The following is a 23,173-nucleotide window of genomic DNA, read 5'->3' as shown; positions in this document are numbered from 1 at the left end:
CCCTTGCGCCCCTCTTCGTTCGGCAAATATCCTCGGGGGGTGAGCCCGCAGGGCGAGGGGGGCAGACGGCCCCCCTGACCCGGCCCGCTCAGTGAACCGCCATCAGCCGCAGGGCGTCCAGGATCGCCGCATGGGTGTTGCGCGAGGCGACGGCATCGCCGATCCGCCACAGCGCAAAGCGCCCCTCGGGGTTGTCCACCCGGGTCTGCGGCTGGCCCGCGACCAGCGCCTCATGGTCCAGCGCGCCCAGGTTCGACGATTGCGGCTTCAGCGCCAGATAAAGCTCGTCGAGCGGCAGCGTGCCGTGGTTGACCACCACCTGATCGACCAGCCGTTCCTGCTGCATCGGCCCGTAATCGCTGCCGATCACCGCCCTGAGCTGGTTGCCCGCGCGTTCGACCGCCTTCACCCGCCAGGTGACGGTAAAGGTCGCATCCCTGGCCTGCAGGCTGCGCATATAGGGGACGAGGTTCATCGCCATCACCTCGGGCGCGAAGGCGCGGTCGGGAGTCATCACCTCGACCCTCGCGCCCGACTCGGCAATCATTTCAGCCGCTTGCATCCCGGCGTGATCGCCCGCGTCATCGAAGACCAGCACGTTGCGCCCGGGCTTGGCATCGCCCGAGAGGATGTCCCAGGCGCTGACCACCAGCTCGTTGCCGCGCTCCAGGATCTCGGTATTGGGCAGGCCGCCGGTGGCGATGATCACGATGTCCGGGTTTTCGGCCAGCACCGTCTCGGCTTCGGCATAGGTGTTGAACCGGAAATTAACCCCCAGGGCGCTACATTCGGCCATGCGCCAGTCGATGATGCCGATCATTTCCTTCTTGCGGTGGCTCTGGGCGGTCAGCCTGATCTGGCCGCCGGGTCGGTCGGCCGCCTCGAAGACGGTCACCTCATGGCCCCGGGCGGCGGCGACGCGGGCGGCTTCCAGCCCGCCGGGACCGGCGCCGACGATCACCACCTTCTTGCGCTCGGCCGCGGGCGGGATGTCCTGCGGCAGGCTCTCCTCGCGGCCCGAGGCGGCGTTGTGGATGCACAGGGCCAGACCGCCCTGATAGATCCGGTCCAGGCAGTAATTGGCGCCGACACAGGGGCGGATGCGGTCCTCCTGCCGGTCGCGGATCTTGCGCATCAGATGCGGCTCGGTCAGATGGGCGCGGGTCATGCCGATCATGTCGACCTTGCCCGCGGCGATGGCATGGCGCGCCGTGGCCACGTCCGGCACCCGCGCGGCATGAAAGATCGGCACATCGACCGCCTGCCGCACCGCCCCCGCCATGTCCAGATGCGGGGCCGAGGGCATGCCCTGGATCGGGATCACATCCGTCAGGCCCGGGTCGGTGTCGATATGGCCGCGGATGACGTTGAGGAAATCCACGAGGCCCGATTGCTTGAAGCGGCGGCCGACCTCGATCCCCTCGGCGGCCTCGACGCCGCCCGGCAGGCGCTCGTCGGCAACATAGCGCACGCCCAGGATGAAATCGGGGCCGACGCGGTCGCGGCAGGCTTTCAGCACGGCCAGCGGAAAGGCCATGCGGTTGTCCAGATCGCCGCCCCAGGGCGCGGGCAGGTGGTTGGTCAGGGGCGAGATGAACTGGTCCATCAGATGGCCGTAGCATTCGAACTCGACCCCATCCATGCCGCCCGCCTGCATCCGTTCGCAGGCATCGGCATAGTCGCGGATCACCCGCTCGATGTCCCATTCCTCCATCTGCTTGGTAAAGGCGCGGTGGGCGGGTTCGCGTTCGTGGCTGGGGCTGAGGACCGGCAGCCAGTCGCCCTTGTCCCAGCGGGTCCGGCGGCCGAGGTGGGTGATCTGGATCATCACCGCCGCGCCATGCTCGTGCACCGCATCGGTCAGGTCGCGAACATAGGGCACGACCTCGTCCTTCCAGGCGAGGATGTTGTTGAAGACCGGCGGGCTGTCGCGCGAGATGCTGGCCGAGCCGGCGGTCATGGTCAGCGCCACGCCCCCCTTGGCCCGTTCCGCGTGATAGGCGCGGTAGCGGCCCTTGGGCATGCCGTCCTCGGCATAGGCCGGTTCGTGGGCGGAGATGAAGACGCGGTTCCTGAGCGTCAGGTGCTTGAGCTGGAAGGGCTGGAGCAGAGGGTCGGCGGCGGACATGGGGCTTCCTTGCTGGTCTGGACCCAGACTGGCCTGCGCCGGGACTTCCCTCAAGCCGAAATCCGCGCCAGACTGCCATGAGTGGGGCTTATGTGAGGATCGGGCAATGGCGGGATTTCGGCGCGAGGTTTCCTCGCTGGGGGCGCTGGCCACTTTCGAGGCGGCGGCGCGGCTCATGGGCTTCACCCGCGCCGCCGAGGAACTGGGCGTGACGCAGGCCGCCGTTTCGCGCCAGATCAAGCTGCTGGAGGCCGAACTCAACATGCCGCTCTTCGTGCGGGGCCACCGGCGGGTGGAATTGACACCCGCCGGGCTGGTGCTGTCACGGGCGCTGACCGGGGCCTTCGACCAGGTGGCCGAGGCCCTGGACACCATTCGTCGCCCGGTGGCGGGCAAGGTGGTGACGGTGGCGGCGACGCTGGCCTTCACCCATTTCTGGCTGCTGCCCCGGCTGCCCGCCTTCCGCGCCGCGCATCCCGAGGTGCAGCTCAGGCTGGTGTCGCAGGACACCGGCTTCGACCTCAGGCGCGACGCGGTGGATGTGTTGATCCATTATGGCAAACCGCCGGTGGAGGGCGCGCGCTGCCTCGCCGCGCTGCCCGAGCGGGTGTTCCCGGTCTGCGCCCCGGTGCTGGCGGGCAAGCCCCTGGAATCGCTGCCCCTCATCGCCTGCGAATGGGTCGAACCCTCGTGGCTCGGCTGGCGACGCTGGGCGCAACTTGCGGGTCTGCCGCCGATCACCCGGCCCAGCGCGCTGCGCTTCACGCAATATTCCGACGCGATCTATGCGGCGATCGGCGGCGAGGGGGTGGCGCTGGGCTGGCAGGCGCTGGTCGGCGGCCATCTGGCCGAGGGGCGGCTGGTGCGGCTGGGCAGCGCCGAGGTGGTGCCGGACGAGGCCAATATGCTGCTGGTGCCGACCCAGCGGCGGGCATCCCGGCAGGCGCAGGTCTTCACCGACTGGCTGGTCGGCGCGTTCGAGGCGGCGCAGGCATAAGCACAGGTCATTCAAGGCGGGTGCATTTCTGCGCGTCACAGGGGGCGTGTCCGGGCCTAGCCTGAGCCATTCCCTTGTCACAGGTGCCGCCATGACCCTGACCGAAGCTCCCCGACCCCGCTCTGGCCGCGCAGCGCGCCGGGCCGAACGCGCCGCCCCTTCGGTGCTGCGTGCGCCCTATATCGTGCGGGGGATCCCGACCTATGACATTCTGGGCGAGGAGAGTCTGCTGCGGATCGAGGCCATCGCCGACCGGATCCTGGCCGAGATCGGGATAGATTTCCGCGACGATCCGGTGGCGCTGGACCATTGGCGCCGGGCGGGGGCCGAGGTCGATGGCCTCAGGGTCCGCTTCCCCAAGGGGCTGTTGCGGGAGATCCTTAAGAGCGCACCGGCAGAGTTCACCCAGCACGCCCGCAACCCGGCCAATAACGTGCGGATCGGCGGGAAGAACGTGGTCTTCGCCCCGGCCTATGGCAGCCCTTTCGTCATGGATCTGGACAAGGGGCGGCGCTTCGGCACGCTGGAGGACTTCGAGAATTTCGTGAAGCTGGCGCAATCGAGCCCCTGGCTGCACCATTCCGGCGGCACGATCTGCGAGCCCACCGATATCGCCGTGAACAAGCGCCATCTCGACATGGTCTATGCCCATATCAAGTATTCGGACCGGGCGTTTCTGGGCTCGGTTACCGCCGAGGAGCGCGCCGAGGACAGTATCGACATGGCCCGGCTGCTGTTCGGGCGCGATTTCGCGGATCAGAACTGCGTCATCATGGGCAATTTCAACGTCAACTCGCCGCTGGTCTGGGACGGGACGATGACCCGGGGGATGCGCGCCTATGCGCGGGCCAATCAGGGGGTGGTGGTCGTGCCCTTCATCCTGGGCGGGGCCATGGGGCCGGTGACCAACGCGGGCGCCATCGCGCAATCTCTGGCCGAGACCATGGCAGGCTGCGCGCTGACCCAGCTGGAACGGCCGGGGGCGCCGGTGATCTTCGGGAATTTCCTGTCGTCCACGGCGCTCCGGTCGGGCTCGCCCACCTTCGGGACGCCGGAACCGGCGATTGGCAGCATGGTCGTGGGGCAGCTGGCGCGGCGGCTGAACCTGCCGCTCCGGTGTTCGGGCAATTTCTCGAATTCGAAGCTGCCCGACGCGCAGGCGATGATGGAGGGCACGATGTCGATGCTGGCCGCGGTGCAATGCGGGGCCAATTACGTGCTGCATTCGGCCGGGTTCCTCGACGGGCTGCTGTCGATGTCCTACGAGAAATTCGTGCTGGATTGCGACCTCTGCGGGGCGATGCATGCCTATCTGAAGGGCGTGCCGGTCGGCGACGAGGATCTGGCGATGGACGCGTTCGAGGAAACCGGGCCGGGGATGCATTTCTTCGGCACCCAGCATACGCTGAGGCATTACGAGACGGCCTATTGGGACAGCGAACTGTCCGACAACGAGCCTTTCGAGAAATGGGAGGCGGCCGGGCAGACGGATGCGGCGACGCGGGCCAATACGCTCTGGAAGCGCAAGCTTGCGACCTACGAGGCGCCGGCGCTGGACGAGGGGTTGGACGAGGCGCTGAAAGACTTCGTTCGGCAGCGAAAACAGGCCGTTGCGGACCAATGGTATTGACCTTTTCGTGACAGCAGCCCTTGGCGCCGCCGCCGATCCGGGCCATCTTCGCCGCAGAGGCGGGAGTTTGGCATGGGAAAACCCTGGGCGGCACCGGGTCAGGTCGTGGGCTTGCTGGGGGGATCCTTCGATCCGCCCCATGCCGGGCATGTGCATCTGACGCGGGAAGCGCTGAAGCGGCTGCGGCTGGATCAGGTCTGGTGGCTGGTGAGCCCCGGCAACCCGTTGAAGCCGAACCCGCCCGCGCCGCTGGCCGAGCGGATGGCGGCCGCGCGGGGGATCATGCGCCACCCCAAGGTGAAGGTGACCGATCTTGAGGCGGGGTTCGGCACGCGGGCCACGGCCGATACGCTGAGGGAATTGCAGCGCGCCTATCCGCTGGTGCGCTTCGTCTGGCTGATGGGCGCGGATAATCTGGCGCAGTTCCACACCTGGGACCGCTGGCCCGAGATCATGGCCCGGGTGCCTGTCGCCGTGCTGGCCCGGCCCGGCCAGCGGATGCGGGCGCTGCATTCGCACGCGGCGCAGCGCTTCCGGCTGGAGCGGCTGCCCGCCCGCGATGCCGAGCGGCTGGGGCGGATCGCGCCGCCAGTCTGGCTCTATCTCGATATGCCGATGCGGCCCGAATCCTCGACCGCGATCCGGCGGGCCCGGCGAAATGCCCCGTGACTGCCTGCTTTGCGCCGCAGATTAACCGATTTGCGTGACGAAATTTCATGTAAGATGGATGCAAGCGGTCCGTTGCGGGCCCACACGCATTGGTTGACGTCAAGGTATTGAAATGCTTCGCGACCGATCGGCATTGAGCCGGAGATCCGTTTTGGCAGGCCTTCTGGCCGGCGCTGCAACCCCCGTCCTGGCGACAGCCCCGCTGCGATCCCCGCGCCCGCCCGCGCGGCCCGCCTCGGCGCAGATCGCCGCGCTGGCGCCCGAGGCCGGGACCACGCGCAGCGCGCCGACCGGGGCGCTGAGCACGGTGCTGGAGCGCGCGGGTCTGACCGGCGATACCACGGTGATCGCCGTCGATGCCGAGACAGGCGCGGTGATCGAGGAGCATCGCGCCGATCTGCGGGTGCCGCCCGCCAGCACCGCCAAGGCGCTGACCACGATGTATGCGCTGCAGACGCTGGGCACCGAATTCCGTTTCACGACCCGCGTCGAGACGGGCACGGGCGCGCGGATCGAGAATGGCACGCTCAGGGGCGATCTGATCCTCAGGGGCGGCGGCGATCCGACGTTGCAGACCGACCATCTGGCGCGGCTGGCGGCGGAACTGGTCGAGCGCGGGCTGCGGCGGATCGAGGGGCGGTTCATCGTCGACGATCAGGCGCTGCCCTCGATCGAGCAGATCGACCCCGAACAGCCGGTGGCGGCGGGCTACAATCCCGGGATCGCCGGGCTGAACCTGAATTTCAACCGGGTCTATTTCGGCTGGGAAGTGGCCAATGGCCGGACGCAGCTGTCGATGGATGCGCGGTCCGACCGCGAGGTGCCGCCGGTCTCGGTCATCGGCATCGAGGCGGTGTCGCGCAATCTGCCGGTCTATACCTATGCCAGCCGGGGCGGGCGCGAGCGCTGGACGGTCGCCGCCTCGGCGCTGAACCAGTCGGGATCGCGCTGGTTGCCGGTGCGCAGGCCCGCGGCCTATGCGGGCGACGTGTTCCGCATGCTGCTGGCGGCGCGCGGCTGTCAGCTGCCCGAGCCGCGGCAGCAATCGGTGCCGCCCGGGCAGATCCTGGCAGAGCACCGGTCCGAGACGCTGCCGGGCGTGTTGCGCGACATGCTGCGCTATTCGACCAACATCACCGCCGAATGCGCGGGTCTGGCGGCGACCTTCCGGCAGGGGCGGGCGGTGCAGGGGCTGGCGCCCTCGGCCGCGCGGCTCAATGCCTGGGTGGCGGAGCGCTATGGCGCCTCGGGGCTGGCGCTGCAGGATCATTCCGGGCTGGCCGAGGCCTCGCGCGTGTCGGTACGCTCGATGGCTTCCTATCTGGTGGCGGCACGGCGCGAGGGGATCCTGCCGGGCCTGCTGCGCGAACACCAGATGCGCGACGCCAATGGCCGCCCGCAGACCAACCACCCGGTCGAGGTGCGCGCCAAGACCGGGACGCTGGATTTCGTCTCGGCTCTGGCGGGTTATGCCCAGCCCCGGGGCGGGCGGCCCATCGCCTTTGCCATCGTCAGCGCCGATCTGCCGCGCCGTGAGAGCACCCGCAGCGAGGAAAGCGAGCGTCCCGCCGGGGCGCGGGCCTGGACCGGCCGGGCGAGGACCTTGCAACAGGATCTGATCGAGCGCTGGGCGGGCCTGCACGGCTGAGGCCGCAGGCCATCGCCTTGCGCATCACGGGCGGTGCCGATGGGCCGCCCGGCCCCCGCTCAAGGATGGGCGAAACGGGCGCGGGCGCCGCGTTCGATGGCGGCGGCGTGCAGCCGGTCGAGGTTCAGCTCGTGCCGCATCTCTTCCAGCATCCTCAGTTCCGTCTGCCGCAGCATCCCGTCCGAGGCCGCCACATCGCAGGCCAGCGCATAAGCGGTCTCATAAAGACGCTCGGGCAGGGCGGCGCGGATCAGGCCGAAGAGGGCGTCGAGCCCGTCCTCTTCCTCGATCAGGTCGAAAACCGTCTGCGAGACGATCTTGATCCGGTCGGCATCGTAGCCGGCGAAGACCGGCAGCTGGTTCACCACCTGCTCGATGGCCAGCAATTCCTCGGTGCGGATGGCCGAATCGGCCACGGAAACCGTGAGCATCACCGCAACGAGCGAATCCTGCGGCGACATCGGGGGGGCGGCTTCGTTCATCTGGGGTCCTGTCTCGGTCATGGGAGACAGAATATTGACTGGGGCGGGGGGCGGCAATAGGAAGCCGGGGTCTAACGGGGATCCCCCCCGCCACAGGATCGTGATCATGACTTCTCTGCGCGACGCCGCGATGACCTCCAAGGCCTGGCCCTTCGAAGAGGCCCGCCGCCTGCTGAAACGCTATGAGAAGAAGGCACCCGAAAAGGGCTATGTCCTGTTCGAGACGGGCTACGGCCCCTCGGGCCTGCCGCATATCGGCACCTTCGGCGAGGTGGCGCGGACGACGATGATCCGCCGCGCCTTCGAGGTGATCTCGGACATCCCGACCCGGCTGATCTGTTTCTCGGACGACATGGACGGCATGCGCAAGGTGCCCGAGAATGTGCCGAACCAGGAGATGCTGCGCGCCAATATCCAGAAGCCGCTGACCTCGGTCCCCGATCCCTTCGGGCAGTTCGACAGTTTCGGCGGGCATAACAACGCCATGCTGCGCCGGTTCCTCGATACCTTCGGGTTCGAATACGAATTCTATTCGGCGACCGAATTCTACAAGACCGGCCAGTTCGACGCCGTGCTGCTGCGCGCGGCCGAACGCTATGACGCAATCATGGAGGTCATGCTGAAGTCCCTGCGCGAGGAGCGTCAACAGAGCTATTCCTGCTTCCTGCCGATCCATCCCGAGACCGGGCGCGTGCTCTATGTCCCGATGAAGGAGGTGAATGCCAAGGACGGCACCATCACCTTCGACGACGAGGACGGGCGCGAATGGACGCTGCCGGTCACCGGCGGGCAGGTGAAGCTGCAGTGGAAGCCCGATTTCGGCGCGCGCTGGGCGGCGCTCGACGTCGATTTCGAGATGTACGGCAAGGACCACAGCACCAACACGCCGATCTATGACAGGATCTGCGAGATCCTCGGCGGCAAGAAGCCCGAGCATTTCACCTATGAGCTGTTCCTGGATGAAAACGGCGAGAAGATCTCGAAATCCAAGGGCAACGGGCTGACCATCGACGAATGGCTGACCTATGCCTCGACCGAGAGCCTGTCCTATTTCATGTTCCTCAAGCCCAAGACCGCCAAGCGGATGCATTTCGATGTGATCCCCAAGGCAGTGGACGAATACCACCAGCAGCTGCGCGCCTATCCGGGTCAGTCGGTCGATCAGCAACTGGCCAACCCGGTCTGGCACATCCACGGCGGCAACCCGCCGGCGTCGGACATGGTGGTGCCGTTCTCGATGCTCCTGAACCTCGCCTCGGTGGCGGGGGCGAAAGATGCGGCGGGGCTCTGGGGCTTCATCAAGCGCTATGCGCCCGAGGCGTCGCCCGAGGCCAACCCGCAGCTCGATCAGGCGGCCGGGTTCGCCGTGCGCTATTTCACCGATTTCGTGGCGCCGAAGCGGGTGTTCCGCCTGCCCACGGATCAGGAACGCGCGGCGATGGGGGATCTGGTGGCGCGGTTGAAGGTCTGGGACGGGGGCCTCGACGCCGAAGCCCTGCAGACCATGGTCTTCGCGGTCGGCAAGGACCACGGGTTCGAGAACCTGCGCGACTGGTTCAAGGCGCTCTATGAGGTGCTGCTCGGTGCCTCCGAAGGGCCGCGCTTCGGCGGCTTCATCGCGCTTTACGGCGTGGCCGAGACGGTGGCGCTGATCGAGAAGGGTCTGTCGGGCGCGCTGGTCGCCTGAGGTCGCTTCGCCGAAAAAGCAGGGGGAGGAGGGGAGACCTTCCTCCCCTTTTGCGTTAGGACGGGGCATGAGCCTTGATCCCGCCTACGCCCCGCCGCCGCCCTATGCCCCGCTCAACGTGTTGAAAAGGGTGGCGGAGGAGGTCTGGATCGTCGACGGCCCGCCGATCCGCTTCTACGGCCTGCCCTTCACCACCCGCATGACCCTGATCCGCCTGCCGGACGGCGGGCTCTGGGTGCATTCGCCCATCGCCCCCGATCCCGGCTTGATGGCCGAGGTCGAGGCGCTGGGCCCGGTCCGCTATTTGATCGCACCCAACTGGATCCACTACGCCTTCGTCGGCGCCTGGCAGGACCGCTACCCGGACGCCCGCTGCTGGGCCGCGCCCGGGGTCCGCGAGCGCGCCGCCTCGCGCGATGTGGCAATCCGCATCGACGCCGAGCTGACGGATGAGGCGCCCGCGGAATGGGCCGGGATCATCGACCAGCTGGTCATCCCGGGCAGTTCCGCCCATCACGAGGCGGTCTTCTTCCACCGGCCGACGACCACGCTGATCCTGACCGACCTGATCGAGAATTTCGAACGCAGGGCGGTGTCAGCCTGGATGGTGCCGCTGCTGTTCATGGCGGGCAACCTCGACCCCGACGGCAAGGCGCCGGTCGACATGCGCCGCACCTTCCGCAAGGGGCGCGAGGCGGCGCGGGAGGCCATCGCCCGGGTGATCGACTGGGGGCCCGAGCGGGTGATCCTGGCGCATGGCCGCTGGTATCCCGAGAACGGCGTGGCGGAACTGACCCGGGCTTTCCGCTGGCTGGCCTGAGGGCAGGAGGCCGGGCAGGGCGCCGATGACGTGCTCCGACAATTCGCGGATCAGCTTGCGGCGGAAGGTCTCGGCAAAGGCCTCATGCGTGGGGGCGTATTCGGCGAAGGCGCCCGGCCCGTGCAGGAGATTGGCCTGAAACCAGCGCAAGACGCCCGATTCATGGGCGCCGATGGCCAGGCCGTTGACGGTGATCTCGCTGAAATCCTCGGCCGCGTAGACGCGCTGCGGCTCGTCGCCCTGATTGTTCTGCCCGTCGCCCGCCATGTCGAGCGTGTGCCACAGGCAGTCGGGCGCGCGGTCCATCAGCGCACGGGCGTAGCTGAGCGCGGTGCCCACCGCGGTCAGGCCCTGGGCCTGGCGCTGATGGACCAGCACCTGTTGCGCCAGCCGGTCGATGGCGGCGGGGCTGTCCAGCAGCGCCCAGTCGGCCACCAGCAGGTGCTCGCGCGTCCCCGCCCATTCGAAGACCGCCATGGCGACCGGCGCGCTGCCCTCCAGGATCAGGCCGCGGATCTCGGGGTCGAAGAGCGCCGCGAGGATGCCGTCGATCTGCAACCGATAATCCTGCGCATCGACCGAGCGCGAGACGTCGAAACCCAGCGCCAGCGCCAGGCGGCAGGCGCGGGCGGGAAGGGCGGCGAAAGCGAGCGCCACCAGGAGGGTCACGCGCAGCAGCATTGGCCCATCCTGCCATGGCGGGTGCGCGTTTGTCTCGGGCGATACAGGCGGCGGGTAATCTGATAGGCTACGGGCTGCGTATCCGACCCACAGCCAGGAGAGTCCCATGCGCCAGACCCTGCTTCTGCCCCTGTTCCTGAGCCTTGCCGGACCCGCCCTCGGGCAATCCGCGACCGAGGTCATCGACGCCCAGATCGAGGCCTTGCGCCAGGGCGATTACGAGACCGCCTTCACCTTCGCCGCGCCCGCCCTGCACGAGATCTTCGGCACGCCCGGCAATTTCGGCCGCATGATCGAGACCGGCTATCCGATGGTGCTGGACCCGGCCGAGGTGCGTTACCTCGATCACGGCGAGAGGGCCGGGTTCGAGGTGCAGAATGTGTTGATCGAGGACCGGGCGGGCGCGGTCTTCCTGCTCGAATACCTGTTCATCGGCGAGGGGCCCTCGCGGCGCATCGCCGGGGTGCGGCTTCTGCCCGAGACCGGGACCGGGGTCTGAGCCCGGCCGCAACGCCCGCTCGCCTCAAGGCGCCTTAAGCCCCGCTTGTTACCCCCTGTGACCGACAGGCCGCGTCCCTTGCGGCCCGCGCGTCGAGGTTTCAAGACAGGGGTCTGACATGAACAAGGCAGTGACCGAGGGGCTGATCCTGATGCCGCCGCCCTTCGCCAGCGGATTGAGCGTCTGGTCGAGTGGTGACGGCACGCCGGGCTCGGCGACCTATGACGGGGCTCCGAATGCGGCCTATGTGCCGTCGGACCCGGATTTCGAGGGCTGCCTGGAACTGCTGAAGACCCAGAGCACGCAGAAACTGCGCTGGAAGGGCAATACGCCGGTGATCAACGGCCTCTATCTGCGGGTCACCGCGCGGGTGAAGGCGATGTCGGGGGCGCTGCCCTCGGTGCGGATCGCGGGCTTTGCCGCGACGGCGGGCGATGCGGCGGTGCCGGGCGCGGTGGTCAGCGGTCCCAGCACCACGCTCACCACTTATGGCCAGGTGGTCGAGGTTAGCGCCATCATCGCCACCGCCAGCCGCACCGGCGTCGACATGAACTGGGCCGGGGCGCATCATGGGCATATCGGGCTCGATCTGACCGGGGCCAATGGCGGCGTGGTGCGGATCGACGACATCAGCGTCGAGGACGTGACCAGCTACTGGCTGCGCGACATGATGGATTGGGTCGATGTGCGCGATTACGGCGCCATCGGCAACGGCTCGACCGACGATTACGCCGCCTTCGTGGCCGCCAGCAACGCGGCCGAGGCCTCGGGCCGGTCGCTGCTGGTGTCGGAGGGGAATTACTACATCGGCCAGACGCTGACCATCGAGGCGCCGGTGCGCTTTCAGGGGCATCTGAGCATGCCGGGCGGCGCCCGGCTGCAGCTGTCCAAGAGCTTCGACTTCCCGACCTATGCCGCGGCCTTCAATTCCGAAGGGCTGGGGCTGCGCAAGGGGCTCGAGGCGCTCTTCTGGTACACCGATCACGACACGTTCGACCTGAAGGGCCGCCGCATCCTGCTCGATGCCCCCATCGACCTGGCCGAGACGACGGGCCTGACCTCCTATGCCATCCGGCGGGTGCTGAAGAACGGGTTGATCGAGGCCAATGAGGGTTCGGCCTGGAACACGGTCACCGTGACCTCGCAGGCGACCTATTCGACCAGCCAGTCCTACGTGCTGACCGGCGTGACCAATGTCGCCAACATCCCGGTGGGTGCTCGGGTCGAAGGGGTGGGCGTCGGGCGCGAGATCTATGTGCGCTCGCGCAATGTCTCGGCCCAGACCCTGCAGCTGAGCCAGCCGCTTTATGACGCGGTGGGGACCCAGACCTTCACCTTCCGGCGCTTCCAGTACATGCTGGACATGTCGGGCTTCGGCACGCTGGAGCGGTTCGAGATCGACTCGGTCGAGTTCCAGTGCAAGGGCATCTGTTCGACGCTGAACCTGTCCACCGACGGGCCGATCTTCACGCTGCGCAATTGCACCTTCAACCGGCCCAAGGACAAGGCGATCACCTCGATCGACCGCGGCTGTCAGGGCATGCTGGTGGACAATTGCATCTTCCTGTCGGCCGAATCCCCCGACCGCTCGCAGGACCGGACCTCGATCGCGCTGAACGTCAACGCCAATGACGTGAAGCTGCGCTCGAACCTGGTGCAGCGCTTCGCCAAATTCGCGGTGATGGGCGGGGGCTATCACCTGGTCGAGGGCAACCACTTTTACCACGGCGACAATGAATCGAACGCGGTGCGCCAGTCGGGGATGGTCTTCGCCGCGCCGAACACGGTGTCGACCTTCACCGGCAATTACGTCGACAACACCTTCATCGAGCATACCAACGAATACGATTCCACCCCGAACTGGAGCGGTGAGTACAGTTTCGGCGGGCTCAGCATCACCTCGAACGTGTTCCTGGTGTCGAACGTGATTTCCAGCTTCCGCTTCGTCGTGGTCAAGCCCTATGGCACGGGGCATTTCCTGTCGGGGCAGGTGGTGACCGGCAATGTGTTCCGCGCGGTCAATGCCTCGCCTACCCGGCCCGATGCGGTCAATACCTCGATTGCCGACCTCGATTACTCGCGGTTCCGCAACGTGATCTGGCAGGAGAACACCTATAACGGCATCACCATCCAGCCCGAAAGCCCGATGACCCTGCGCTACAACCAGAGCTCGGCGGCGGCCAACTGGACCATCGGCACCGAGGGCCGGCTGCCCTTCGACGGCTGGGCCCGCACCGTCAGCGCCCTGGTGATGGAGGGGCAGCCCAATTCGGCCACCAACGAGGTGCGCACGGCGATGCCCTATGTGATGATCCAGCAGGGCACCAACAAGAACGAGGTGCGCCTGACCTGGCCCAGCGCCACGCGGGGGCGGGCGGTGGTGACGATCCGGGTCGACAACCCGCTCTGACCCAGTTGCAAGCATCGCGCGACAGGCGCCGGCATCCCCAGGATGCCGGCGTTTTGCGTTGGCGCTAGCGGGTGGTTCGCGTCAGAGGCGAATCACCTTGACTGCGAGCGCTCACGGTTTTGCCGCGCTGCGGCGGCGCGCGATGCCGCTTTGCGGCGGGTTTGCGCGGGTCGGCGGGCGCGGGCGGTTCAGGGCCCGCCGGGGCCGTGACCTAGCGTCATCGCGTTGACTTTTCCGTGACCCGCAGGCGGCTGAAAAACATGGCGGAATTGTGGCCTCCTTGGCGGGCGTTTACAGATTGCCGGGATATCCGGTGAAGAAATTTACAAAAAACTCGTTGAGAAAAAAAGAGTTACACAAAAATTGACCCGTGGAGTATGCTGTCCGTGGATGGAGGAGGTGCATTCCCTGACAACGCGGTTCGCGGTCGGGAATGCCTCATGGCAGGAGGATTGCGTATGTCAGATCTGGCTCAAACCGGGGTTTACCCAGCGTCGGCGGAGTTCGTCGCCAAGGCGCATGTGGACGCCAAGGCTTATGACGAGATGTATGCCGCCTCGATCAAGAACCCCGAGGCTTTCTGGGCCCAGCACGGCAAGCGCATCGACTGGATCCGCCCCTACACCAAGGTCAAGAACACGACCTTCGAATACGGCAAGGTCGACATCAAATGGTTCGAGGACGGCACGCTGAACGTCTCGGCCAATTGCATCGACCGCCATGTCGCGGCGCGGGGCAGCCAGACGGCGATCATCTTCGAACCCGATGATCCCCTGTCGCACGAGGCCCAGCACATCACCTATGCGCAGCTGCTGGAACAGACCAGCCGCATGGCCAACGTGCTGAAGGCCAATGGCATCGGCAAGGGCGACCGCGTGGTGCTCTATCTGCCGATGATCCCGGAAGCGGCCTATGCGATGCTGGCCTGCGCCCGGATCGGCGCCATCCATTCCGTGGTCTTCGCCGGCTTCTCGCCCGATGCGCTGGCCAACCGGATCAACGACTCGGAAGCGAAAGCCGTCATCACCGCCGATTTCGCCCCCCGCGGCGGGCGCAAGACGCCGCTGAAGTCGAACACCGACAAGGCGCTGTTTGATTGCTCGGAAAAGGTGAAGTGTTTCGTCGTCAAGCATACCGGCGACCAGACCACCTGGATCTCGGACCGTGACATCGACCTCAAGGCCGAGATGGCCGAGGCCAGCCCCTATTGCCCCTATGCCGAGATGAACGCCGAGGATCCGCTGTTCATCCTCTATACTTCGGGCTCGACCGGGCGGCCCAAGGGCGTGGTGCATACCTCGGGCGGGTATCTGGTCTATGCCTCGATGACCCAGCAGATGACCTTCGATTACCACGACGGCGACATCTTCTGGTGCACGGCGGATGTGGGCTGGGTCACCGGCCACAGCTACATCATCTACGGGCCGCTGGCCAATGGCGCCACCACCGTGATGTTCGAGGGCGTGCCGACCTACCCGGATGCGGGCCGTTTCTGGGCCGTCTGCGAAAAGCACAAGGTCAACCAGTTCTACACCGCGCCCACCGCCATCCGCGCGCTGATGGGGCAGGGGCCGGAATGGGTCGAGAAATACGACCTGTCGTCGCTGAAGCTGCTGGGCTCGGTCGGCGAGCCGATCAACCCCGAGGCCTGGAACTGGTACAATACCCATGTCGGCAAGGGGAATTGCCCCATCGTCGACACCTTCTGGCAGACTGAGACGGGCGGCCACATGCTGACCCCGCTGCCCGGCGCGATCCCGACGAAGCCCGGTTCGGCCACCAAGCCCTTCTTCGGCGTGCAGCCGGTGGTGCTGGACGCGGCCTCGGCCGAGATCCAGAGCGCGACCGCAGCGGAAGGCGTGCTCTGCATCGCCGACAGCTGGCCGGGGCAAATGCGCACCCTCTGGGGCGATCACGAGCGTTTCCAGGAAGCCTATTTCGCGCAGTATCGCGGCTATTACTTCACCGGCGACGGCTGCCGCCGGGACGAGGACGGCTATTACTGGATCACCGGGCGCGTCGATGACGTGATCAACGTCTCGGGCCACCGGATGGGCACGGCCGAGGTCGAAAGCGCGCTGGTCGCGCATGAGAAGGTCGCCGAGGCCGCGGTTGTGGGCTACCCGCATGCGATCAAGGGGCAGGGCATCTATGCCTATGTCACGCTGATGAACGATGTCGAACCCTCGGACGCGCTGCGCAAGGAGCTGGTCGCCTGGGTCCGGACCGAGATCGGCCCGATTGCCAGCCCCGACCTGATCCAATGGGCGCCGGGCCTGCCCAAGACCCGCTCGGGCAAGATCATGCGCCGCATCCTGCGCAAGATCGCCGAGAACGATTACGGCGCGCTGGGCGATACCTCGACGCTGGCCGATCCCTCGGTCGTCGACGAGCTGATCGAGAACCGGATGAACCGCGCATGACCGAGGCTGCCATGAACGACACCCTGACCCAGGCCGCCGTGCTGATCCTGCTGGGTCCGCCCGGCGCGGGAAAGGGCACCCAGGCCCGCATGCTGGAAGAGACATTCGGGCTGGTGCAGCTGTCCACGGGCGACCTGTTGCGCGCCGCGGTGGCGGCCGGGACCGAGGCCGGGCGCGCGGCCAAGTCGGTGATGGAGGCGGGAGGCCTCGTGTCCGACGAGATCGTGCTGGCGATCCTGAAGGACCGCATGGCCGAGCCCGATACCGCCAAGGGGGTGATCCTGGACGGTTTCCCCCGGACCCCGGGTCAGGCCGAGGCGCTCGATGCGCTCTTGGCCGAGCAGGGGCTCGCCATCTCGGCCGCGATCTCGATGGAGGTTGACGACGCGGCCATGGTGACGCGGGTCTCGGGCCGCTACACCTGCGCCCAGTGCGGCGAGGGCTATCACGACAGCTTCAAGCAGCCGGCGGTGGCCGGGTGCTGCGACAAATGCGGCGGCACGGAGTTCAAACGCCGGGCCGACGACAACGCCGAGACGGTGGGGGCCAGGCTGACGGCCTACCACGCCTCGACGGCGCCGCTCATCGCTTACTACGAGACGCGCGGAGTGCTGCGGACGGTCGATGGCATGGGAGCCATCGACACGATCGCGGCCGAGCTCGGCGCCATCGTCGGGCAGGTGACGGCCTGACCGTCGCCGCCCCGCAGGACGGAGGGGCGGCGGCTGGTGAAAGAGGCGGGCGTCCCGTGCCGGGGCGTCTGCAGGAGGAAAAACCGGGAGGACAATCATGTCTGACAAATCGGCCAGTGCCTACTGGGCGGCGAATATCCGGCTCATCACCATTTGCCTGGTGATCTGGGCCGTCGTCTCCTTCGGCTTCGGCATTCTGCTTCGCCCGCTGCTCTCGGGCATCGCCATCGGCGGTACGGATCTCGGCTTCTGGTTCGCCCAGCAAGGCTCGATCCTGACCTTCATCGTGCTGATCTTCTTCTATGCCGCGCGGATGAACGCCATCGACCGCGACTTCGGCGTGAACGAATAACCGGGAGCCAGGGGACAGATGGATCAATTTACCCTTAACCTGATTGTGGTGGGCCTGTCGTTCGCCCTCTACATCGGGATCGCGATCTGGGCCCGTGCCGGGTCCACGTCGGAATTCTACGCCGCCAACCGCGGCGTGCATCCCGTGCTCAACGGCATGGCCACCGCCGCCGACTGGATGTCGGCTGCGTCCTTCATCTCGATGGCCGGCATCATCGCCTTCGTCGGCTACGACAACTCGACCTATCTGATGGGCTGGACCGGCGGCTACGTGCTGCTGGCGCTGCTGCTTGCGCCCTATCTGCGCAAGTTCGGCCGCTTCACGGTGCCGGACTTCATCGGTGACCGCTTCTACAGTCAGACTGCCCGGATCGTGGCGGTCATCGCGCTGCTCGTCATCTCGATCACCTATGTGATCGGCCAGATGGCCGGTGCCGGCGTCGCCTTCTCGCGCTTCCTCGAAGTGTCGAGCTCGACGGGTCTGTGGATCGCCTCGGCCGTGGTGTTCTGCTACGCCGTTCTCGGCGGCATGAAGGGCATCACCTATACCCAGGTTGCCCAGTATTGCGTGCTGATCGTCGCCTATACCATCCCGGCGATCTTCATCTCGCTGCAGCTGACCGGCAACTTCCTGCCGCAGATCGGCCTCTTCAGCTCGGACGCCTCGGGCACCCCGCTGCTGACGCACCTTGACGGGCTGCTGACCGAGCTGGGCTTCCGCACCTATACCGAGCACCACGCCAACACGCTCGACATGGTGCTCTTCACCATGGCGCTGATGATCGGGACCGCGGGTCTGCCGCACGTGATCATCCGCTTCTTCACCGTGCCGAAAGTGTCCGATGCCCGCGCCTCGGCCGGCTGGGCGCTGGTGTTCATCGCGCTCCTCTACACCGTGGCCCCGGCCGTCGGTGCCATGGCGCGCCTCAACATCATCAACACCATCTACCCGAACGGGGTCACCGGCACGCCGCTGGCCTATGCCGACCAGCCGCAGTGGATGACCAACTGGGAAAACACCGGTCTGCTGGCGTTCGAGGACAAGAACGGCGACGGCCTGATCCAGTACTACAACGAAGCGAACGCTCCGGCGATCGCCGCGGAATCGGGCTGGGCCGGGAACGAGATGACCACCTTCAACCGTGACATCCTCGTGCTGGCCAACCCGGAAATCGCCGGTCTGCCGGGCTGGGTCATCGCCCTGATCGCCGCAGGCGGTCTGGCCGCTGCCCTCTCGACCGCGGCGGGTCTGCTGCTGGCCATCTCCTCGGCCGTGTCGCATGACCTCATCAAGTCGGTGCTCAATCCGGGTATCTCGGAAAAGGGCGAGATGCTGGCCGCGCGGATCTCGATGGCCATCGCCATCCTGATCGCCACGATCCTCGGTCTGAACCCCCCGGGCTTCGCCGCCCAGGTGGTCGCCATCGCCTTCGGTCTGGCCGCAGCCTCGCTGTTCCCGACCATCATGATGGGCATCTTCTCGAAGACCATGAACTCGACGGGCGCCGTCGCGGGCATGCTGACCGGTCTGGTCGTGGAGATGGTCTACATCTTCACCTACCTCGGCTGGTTCTTCATCCCCGGCACCAACACCCTGCCGAACACCGCCGACAACTGGCTCTTCGGGATCCAGCCGGCCTCGTTCGGTGTGGTCGCCGCGATCCTGAACTTCCTCGTCGCCTATGTCGTGCTCGCCATGACCAAGCCGGCGCCGGCGGAAATCCAGGAGCTGGTGGAATCGATCCGCGTGCCGCGCGGTGCCGGTGCGGCCCAGTCGCACTGAGCCTTGCCCGCCTGATCACCCGGAGGGGCGCCCTGCGCGCCCCTCCACCCCCCTCCGACTTCGGGAGATGCCGATGGAAACGCAGATCGAGACGATCCTCGCCTTCCTCGAAACCGTGCATCCCTACGACAGCCTGCCGCAGGACGAGATGGCGCGGGTCGCCGCCTCCTTCGGCCGCAGGGAATACTTCGCCGGTGACGAGATCTATGCCGCGGGTGAACCGCTCAAGGGCCTCTATCTGATCAAGCGCGGCTCGGTCGAGGTGACGGACCGCAACGGCGTCACCGTTTCGATCCTCGGGCCGCGCAATTCCTTCGGCGAGCGGGGCCTGTTGCGCGACGGGCTGGCGGTGACCACGGCCACCGCGGTCGAGCCCTCCGTCGTGCTGGTCCTGCCCGAGGTCTGCTGGCGCCAGCTCATCGCCACGGTCCCGGCTTTCGAGCGCTTCTTCAGCCGCAACCGCTCGGCCGAGACGCGGGGCAATGACCTGTCGACGCTGAAGGTCGCCGACCTCATGGCCCGCGCGCCGATCACCCTGCCGCCCGAGGCCAGCGTAACCGAGGCCGCCCGCCTGATGCGCGAGCGCCATGTGAGTTCCGTCGCCGTGACGCGCGACGAGATGCTGCTGGGCCTCGTCACCACCCGCGACCTGACGGAAAAGGTGCTGGCAGAGGAATTGCCGGGCGCCACGCCGCTGAGCGCGGTGATGACCCCCGATCCCCTGTCACTCAGCCCCGATGCGCTGGGCTCGGACATCCTGCACACGATGCTGGAACGCCGGATCGGCCATCTGCCGGTGGTGCAGGACGGCCGCCTGAAGGGCATGGTCACCCAGACCGACCTTACCCGGTTCCAGGCGGTGAGTTCCGCCCAGCTGGTCCGCGATGCCGCGACCGGCGAGTCGCCCGAGGAAATGGCCGCCGTCACCGCCCGCATCCCGCAATTGCTGGTGCAACTGGTCGCCGCCAACAGCGCGCATGAGGTGGTGACGCGGCTCATCACCGATGTGGCCGATACCGTGACCCGCCGGCTGCTGAAACTGGCCGAGGCCGAACTTGGCCCGCCGCCCGTGCCCTATGTCTGGCTCGCCTGCGGCAGCCAGGGGCGGCAGGAGCAGACCGGCGTTTCGGACCAGGACAATTGCCTGGTGCTCGACGATGCCGTCACCCCGGCGGACATGGCCTATTTCCAGGCACTGGCGCGCTATGTCTCGGACGGGCTGAACTTGGCGGGCTATGTCTATTGCCCGGGCGACATGATGGCCACGGCCGAGCGCTGGTGCCAGCCCAAGGCCGTCTGGCGGCGCTATTTCCGCAGCTGGATCGACACGCCGAGCCCCGAGGCGCAGATGCTGGCTTCGGTCATGTTCGACCTGCGGCCGATTGGCGGCACCGTCGCCCTCTTCCGCGACCTGCAGGAAGAGACGCTGCATCTGGCCGCGAAGAACTCGATCTTCGTCGCCCACATGATTTCCAACTCGCTGAAGCACCAGCCGCCCCTGGGCCTGCTGCGGGGCTTCGCCACGATCCGCTCGGGCGAGCACAAGAACCACATCGACATGAAGCACAACGGCGTCGTGCCGGTGACCGACATCGCCCGGGTCTACGCCCTGCGCGGCGAACTGACCGAGGTCAACACCCGCGCCCGGATCGAGGCGGCTGAAGCGGTCGGCGTCGTCTCCGTCTCGGGCGCGCGGGACCTGATCGAGGCTTATGACCTGATCGCCCGCCTTCGGCTGGAAAACCAGGCGGCGCTGGTCAAGGCGGGGCGCAAGCCCGACAATTTCCTCGCGCCCTCGGATCTGTCGGATTTCGAGCGCAGCCACCTGCGGGACGCCTTCGTGGTGATCCGCACCATGCAATCGGCGCTGGGGCAGCGCAGCGGGGTTCTGGGATGACAAGAGAAGGGACGCGCGATGCTGCTTGATCTGATCGGGGCGCTGGCCGCTGGACTGGGCCTTCTGGGGCTGGTCCTGCTGGTCAACCGGGTGCTCCTGCGCGGCCGTATCGGGCGATGGATCTATCCGGCGACGGTGGCGCTGGGCATGGTCAGCTATACGGTCTGGGCCGAATACACCTGGGCCGACCGCACCATCGCCGCCATGCCGCAGCTGGAACTGGCGCGCGAAAGCGGGTCGCCTGCCTTCTACCGGCCCTGGAGCTATGTCTTCCCGCGCACCACGCGGATGATCGCCATCGACCGCTCGCAGACCCGCACCCATCCCGAACAGCCCGGTCTGGTGATGACCCGCGTAGTGCTGATCGGCCGGTGGGAGCCGATCCGTGCCGTGACCGTGGTCTACGATTGCCGGGCGCCCGCCCGGGCTGATCTGATCGAGGGCGTGAGCCTCAATGCCGATGGCACGCTGGAGGGGGCCACCTGGGTGCCGGTCGAGGCCGATGACGCGGTGCTGGCCGTCGCCTGCGCGGCTCAGGAGGAGGGGAGCAATGAACCAGCCAACGGAGCCTAAGCGCATCCTTGTCGTCGAGGACGAGGACAATATCGCCGTCGCGCTGGATTACCTGATGACGCGCGAGGGCTACAGCCAGCAGCGCATCGCCACCGGCGCCGGCGCGGTCGAGCTGATCCGCGAGACGCGGCCGGATCTGGTGCTGCTCGATGTGATGCTGCCCGAGGTCTCGGGCTACGAGATCTGCCAGAACGTGCGGCTCGACCCCTCGCTGAACGCGGTGAAGATCCTGATGATGACCGCCCGCGGCTCGGCCATGGAGCGGCGCAAGGGGTTGGCGATGGGCGCCGATGGCTTCATCTCGAAACCCTTCGAGTTGAAGGCTTTGCGCGCCGAGGTTCGCCGGATCCTGGCCGGGGAGCCGGCCGAAGACAACCCCGATGCCAGCCGCGCGCCCGGTGAGGCGCGCCATGCTTGACCGGCTGGGGCTGAGGCTTCGGATCCTGCTGTTCTTCGCGCTGCTGGCGGGCGGTGCGGTGCTGGCGGTGGCGGCGGGCCTCTGGGTCGCGGCGCGCCACGGCGGGCTTGCGCCCGAGGCGGTGCAGGGCGCGCTGGTGGCGGGTTTCGCGATCCTCGGGCTGGTGGTCTGGGTCTGGTTCCTCTTCGATCACAACGTCGCCCGGGCCATCGACACGCTGGCCGCGGCGATCCGCGCCCGGGCGCATGCCGGGATCGAGCGCGATCTGGCGGCCGAGGCGAAGGCGGCGCGCTATCTGGGCGATCTCGCCCCCGCGGCCGAGGCCGTGACCCGCTCGCTGGTCGAGACCCGCAATGCCCTGGCCGAAAGCGTCGCGCGGGAGACCACCCGCCTCGCCGCCGAGAAATCGCGGCTGGAGACGCTGCTGGCCGATGTGCCGGTGGCGGTTCTGCTCTGTTCGTCCGAGCATCAGCTGGCGTTCTACAACGGGCAGGCGGTAGACATTCTCGGCGGCGGCACCGCGCCGGGGCTGGACCGCAACCTCTTGGATTACCTGCGCGAAGGGCCGATCCGCCATGCCTATGACCGGCTGGCCGGGGCGGGGGATCCGGATGCGGCTTCGGACCTTCTCTGTACCACGGTCACCGGGGCGCGGTTGCTGGCAGGCCGGATGCGGGTGCTCAGACGGCGGGAGGAGGGCGTGGCGCCGGGCTATGTGCTGACGCTGCGCGACGTCACCGCCGATATCGCCGCCCATACCAGCCGCGACGCGCTGCTGTCCGAAGTCTTCGACCGCGTGCGGCGTCCGGCGGCCAATCTGCAGACGGTGATCGGTGTGCTCTCGGAACTGGAGGGGGCCGAGGACGCGCCCGATCTGTCGGCCGCGATGCGGGCCGAGATTGAGGCGCTGACGCTGGCCATCACCGAGCTCGGCGCGCGCTATGACGCGATCCAGACCGATTGGCGGCCGCTGATGAACACCCGCTCGGGCGATCTGCTCGACGGGTTGAAGGGCCGGTTTCAGGCCGATGGCTTCAGTCTTGAGACGGAAAGCCTGGACCTGATCCTGCAGGTCGACGGGTTCGAGATCGTCGCCTTCTGGGCCTGGCTGGCGGGTCGGATCGCGGGCGAAGGGCTGGCAAGTGCCTTCCGCATCGTCATCGAGGAAGAGGACGGGCCGGGCGCTGTCATGCGGCTCTGCTGGCAGGGCGAGCCCTTGTCGGTGGGGCGGCTCGATAGCTGGCTGCCGGGCGCCATGGGCCGCGACACGGGCGAGTTGACGGCGCGGGCCGTGCTGCAGACCCATGGCACCGAGGCCTGGCCCGAAGCAGGCGAGGGCTGCAACGCCGTGGTGATGCCGATCCGTTCCGTCCGTCGCGCCGGGC

General features: G+C 67.3%; 18 protein-coding genes and 1 pseudogene. 16 read left to right on the top strand and 3 right to left on the bottom strand.

Annotation, left to right across the window (positions count from 1 at the left end):
- Window positions 1–88: 88 nt before the first annotated feature.
- Window positions 89–2,128 carry an NADH:flavin oxidoreductase gene (locus VDQ18_RS06460; protein ID WP_323020166.1) on the bottom strand — a complete coding sequence of 680 codons (2,040 nt, stop codon included), beginning with the start codon at window positions 2,126–2,128 and terminating at the stop codon, window positions 89–91.
- A gap of 106 nt (window positions 2,129–2,234) precedes the next feature.
- On the opposite strand from VDQ18_RS06460, the gene VDQ18_RS06455 reads away from it, so the two are divergent.
- The 4 genes from VDQ18_RS06455 to dacB all read left to right on the top strand — a co-directional run bounded on the left by VDQ18_RS06455 (window position 2,235) and on the right by dacB (window position 7,072).
- Window positions 2,235–3,125, top strand: a complete 891-nt coding sequence (locus tag VDQ18_RS06455) for a LysR substrate-binding domain-containing protein (protein WP_323020165.1) — start codon at window positions 2,235–2,237, stop codon at window positions 3,123–3,125.
- Between the two features lie 91 nt (window positions 3,126–3,216).
- Complete coding sequence (locus tag VDQ18_RS06450) at window positions 3,217–4,755, top strand: trimethylamine methyltransferase family protein (RefSeq protein WP_323020164.1); 1,539 nt, start codon at window positions 3,217–3,219, stop codon at window positions 4,753–4,755.
- Between the two features lie 72 nt (window positions 4,756–4,827).
- Window positions 4,828–5,424 carry a nicotinate-nucleotide adenylyltransferase gene (locus VDQ18_RS06445; protein WP_323020163.1) on the top strand — a complete coding sequence of 199 codons (597 nt, stop codon included), beginning with the start codon at window positions 4,828–4,830 and terminating at the stop codon, window positions 5,422–5,424.
- A gap of 151 nt (window positions 5,425–5,575) precedes the next feature.
- Entirely contained in the window at window positions 5,576–7,072 is a 1,497-nt protein-coding gene (gene dacB / locus VDQ18_RS06440) for a D-alanyl-D-alanine carboxypeptidase/D-alanyl-D-alanine-endopeptidase (protein ID WP_323020162.1), read from the top strand.
- 59 nt (window positions 7,073–7,131) lie between these two features.
- Here dacB and VDQ18_RS06435 read toward each other — a convergent pair whose 3' ends face one another.
- A complete protein-coding gene (locus VDQ18_RS06435) occupies window positions 7,132–7,554 on the bottom strand; it encodes a tellurite resistance TerB family protein (protein ID WP_107754892.1) in 423 nt (140 codons plus the stop codon).
- Window positions 7,555–7,660: 106 nt separating this feature from the next.
- Between VDQ18_RS06435 and VDQ18_RS06430 the strand changes: the two genes are divergently transcribed.
- Together VDQ18_RS06430 and VDQ18_RS06425 are read left to right on the top strand one after the other, a co-directional pair.
- Window positions 7,661–9,241: a lysine--tRNA ligase gene (locus VDQ18_RS06430; RefSeq protein ID WP_323020161.1), complete on the top strand. Its 1,581-nt coding sequence runs from the start codon at window positions 7,661–7,663 to the stop codon at window positions 9,239–9,241.
- Between the two features lie 67 nt (window positions 9,242–9,308).
- A complete protein-coding gene (locus tag VDQ18_RS06425; RefSeq protein ID WP_323020160.1) occupies window positions 9,309–10,061 on the top strand; it encodes a DUF4336 domain-containing protein in 753 nt (250 codons plus the stop codon).
- A gap of 45 nt (window positions 10,062–10,106) precedes the next feature.
- On the opposite strand, the pseudogene VDQ18_RS06420 reads toward VDQ18_RS06425, so the two are convergent.
- Window positions 10,107–10,742 (bottom strand): annotated as a pseudogene (locus tag VDQ18_RS06420) (DUF1194 domain-containing protein); the annotation flags it as partial.
- 106 nt (window positions 10,743–10,848) lie between these two features.
- Between VDQ18_RS06420 and VDQ18_RS06415 the strand changes: the two are divergent.
- From VDQ18_RS06415 to VDQ18_RS06370, 10 genes are all read left to right on the top strand, one after another.
- The gene (locus VDQ18_RS06415; protein ID WP_323020159.1) at window positions 10,849–11,241 is read left to right on the top strand and encodes a DUF4864 domain-containing protein; all 393 of its coding nucleotides are present in this window, start codon (window positions 10,849–10,851) and stop codon (window positions 11,239–11,241) included.
- Between the two features lie 118 nt (window positions 11,242–11,359).
- Entirely contained in the window at window positions 11,360–13,651 is a 2,292-nt protein-coding gene (locus VDQ18_RS06410) for a glycosyl hydrolase family 28-related protein (protein ID WP_323020158.1), read from the top strand.
- A 458-nt stretch (window positions 13,652–14,109) separates the two neighbouring features.
- Window positions 14,110–16,074 carry an acetate--CoA ligase gene (gene acs / locus VDQ18_RS06405; protein ID WP_323020157.1) on the top strand — a complete coding sequence of 655 codons (1,965 nt, stop codon included), beginning with the start codon at window positions 14,110–14,112 and terminating at the stop codon, window positions 16,072–16,074.
- The gene (locus VDQ18_RS06400; RefSeq protein ID WP_323020156.1) at window positions 16,071–16,766 is read left to right on the top strand and encodes an adenylate kinase; all 696 of its coding nucleotides are present in this window, start codon (window positions 16,071–16,073) and stop codon (window positions 16,764–16,766) included. Before acs ends, VDQ18_RS06400 begins: the two co-directional genes overlap by 4 nt.
- Before the next feature lie 97 nt (window positions 16,767–16,863).
- Window positions 16,864–17,118, top strand: coding sequence for a DUF4212 domain-containing protein (locus VDQ18_RS06395; RefSeq protein ID WP_192883708.1), 255 nt, complete (start codon window positions 16,864–16,866; stop codon window positions 17,116–17,118).
- An 18-nt stretch (window positions 17,119–17,136) separates the two neighbouring features.
- Complete coding sequence (locus VDQ18_RS06390; RefSeq protein WP_323020155.1) at window positions 17,137–18,900, top strand: sodium:solute symporter family protein; 1,764 nt, start codon at window positions 17,137–17,139, stop codon at window positions 18,898–18,900.
- Between the two features lie 73 nt (window positions 18,901–18,973).
- On the top strand, window positions 18,974–20,797 hold the full coding sequence (locus tag VDQ18_RS06385; protein WP_323020154.1) for a DUF294 nucleotidyltransferase-like domain-containing protein: 1,824 nt from the start codon (window positions 18,974–18,976) through the stop codon (window positions 20,795–20,797).
- Window positions 20,798–20,815: 18 nt separating this feature from the next.
- The gene (locus tag VDQ18_RS06380) at window positions 20,816–21,370 is read left to right on the top strand and encodes a hypothetical protein (RefSeq protein ID WP_323020153.1); all 555 of its coding nucleotides are present in this window, start codon (window positions 20,816–20,818) and stop codon (window positions 21,368–21,370) included.
- Complete coding sequence (locus VDQ18_RS06375) at window positions 21,348–21,788, top strand: response regulator (RefSeq protein ID WP_323020152.1); 441 nt, start codon at window positions 21,348–21,350, stop codon at window positions 21,786–21,788. The genes VDQ18_RS06380 and VDQ18_RS06375 overlap by 23 nt, the downstream gene beginning before the upstream one ends.
- Window positions 21,781–23,173: DNA polymerase III subunit epsilon (locus VDQ18_RS06370; RefSeq protein WP_323020151.1), on the top strand; the 1,393-nt coding region annotated here is incomplete at its 3' end. The genes VDQ18_RS06375 and VDQ18_RS06370, both read left to right, overlap by 8 nt.

Origin of the sequence: Pararhodobacter sp. (genome assembly GCF_034676075.1) — a bacterium.
Lineage (GTDB): Bacteria > Pseudomonadota > Alphaproteobacteria > Rhodobacterales > Rhodobacteraceae > Pararhodobacter.
This window is presented reverse-complemented; position numbering and strand designations above follow the sequence as displayed.